Origin of the sequence: Parabacteroides sp. AF18-52 (assembly GCF_003479145.1) — a bacterium.
Classification (GTDB): Bacteria; Bacteroidota; Bacteroidia; order Bacteroidales; family Tannerellaceae; genus Parabacteroides; species Parabacteroides faecis.
Genome location: NZ_QUGR01000041.1, coordinates 1 through 1498, shown reverse-complemented (window position 1 = coordinate 1498; position 1498 = coordinate 1). Strand labels below are relative to the sequence as shown.

Below are 1498 nucleotides of genomic sequence, written 5' to 3'. Positions count from 1 at the left end.
GCCCTGGAAAAAGGTATATCCGAAGAACTGATCTCGAAAGGCATGGGCCATGAGTCTGTTAAAACGACACGTATTTATATAGCTTACCGGAATACCTCGCAGATCGACCGTGCCAATGAGATAGTTATATTAGGAAGAAATTGTAAATCAAGGCTGCCCCGTGGAGTTGTCTTGTAAGGGAAATTCTGTCTCTTGGTAAGAGACGGAACGGTGAAGGCAGTTAGTGTTAAAACTTCGCAAATGTACTAACTCTTTTTTATATATACGTTATTGGTATCTATGTTTTTTCGCATAACCAGCCTTAATATTCATTGTGTTTATGAATATCATTACAAAAATTAAGAAAGAAGGCCGGTTGCTTTATCTTCTCTCTCAGCTGGCTGTATCTATTCTTTTCTATTATTTCCTGTTCGTTTCTCTTTGATAATCTGTTGTTTATGAATTGTTTTCTTCTTTTCCTCCTGCATTGAATGTCGGATTATCTTTTCTTTCCCCTGAAAAACAATCACTTTTCAATAGTCCGTCCAATCCTTTTACCATTTTCTGTTTTTTGAATGTTGTCCGGGGATGCTTTTTATGTATGAAGATCCCTGGTGTAAATGGCTAAAAGTGTTGCCGGTAGCAGGTTGTTGTTCCTTTCGTTCCGTCTCTTACCAAGAGACGGCCCCGGTGCAGACGGTAACCTAATCTGGTATTAATATAATGTATAGGGCTCTTTATTTATCGCTATTATCTATCATATTTCTTCTCTCCTCTGTCCCGGGTCTGTGGGGACAGCAGAGCGCATTGAAAACGAATGTGCTGTATTGGGCAACGACTACGCCCAATGGGGGAGTGGAGCTGGGATTGGGACGCCGTTTCTCTGTCGACTTGTGGGGCGCCTATAATGCGTGGAAGTTTTCCAATGAAATGAAATTGAATCTTTATCTGGTGCAACCTGAAATCCGTTTCTGGCCGTGCCGTAAGTTCGAGGGTCATTTTGTGGGTGTACATGGTCATTACGGTCATTTTAATATCGGACTGATCCCGTTTATCTCGGGTTTAAAGAATTATGTCTTGAGGGGAAACCTGTATGGCGGTGGTCTCACCTACGGCTACCATTGGGCGTTCGGTGATCGTTGGGGCGTGGAAGCCCTTCTCGGTTGTGGTTATGTTTCGATGAAATACACCAAATATCGGTGCTCGGAATGTGCCGAACCTGTCGGAGCTTATACCCGTAATTATTTCGGTCCTACCCGTCTTGGTTTCTCCGTGATCTACTTTTTACGTTAAATCGAATCGTCTCTTATGAAACAAATAATCCTACATTATATATTATGTATATCCGGTCTGCTTCTATTGCTGCCGCCGGATACTTTGAAGGCGCAGGGTATCCGTATCGTTCCGCAACGGATATCGGTGGAGAACGACAGCCTGCATGTACAACTCCGAATGGATTTGAACGAGGTGAGGGTAGGGCGTAGCAGGGCCTTTATCTTTACGCCGCAATTGTTGGGAG

1 protein-coding gene and 1 pseudogene are annotated in these 1498 nt (G+C 43.3%); both read left to right on the top strand.

Translation table 11 applies throughout. The features are described 5' to 3' along the window. The first annotated feature begins 702 nt into the window (after positions 1-702). Positions 703-1272, top strand: a complete 570-nt coding sequence (locus DWX23_RS24715; protein WP_122376454.1) for a DUF3575 domain-containing protein — start codon at positions 703-705, stop codon at positions 1270-1272. Positions 1273-1287: 15 nt separating this feature from the next. After that, positions 1288-1498 (top strand): annotated as a pseudogene (locus DWX23_RS24810) (hypothetical protein); the annotation flags it as partial.

Coding starts and splice junctions, on each gene's coding strand:
- DWX23_RS24715 (WP_122376454.1), top strand. CDS start 703: ATGTATAGGGCTCTTTATTTATCGCTATTATCTATCATATTTCTTCTC.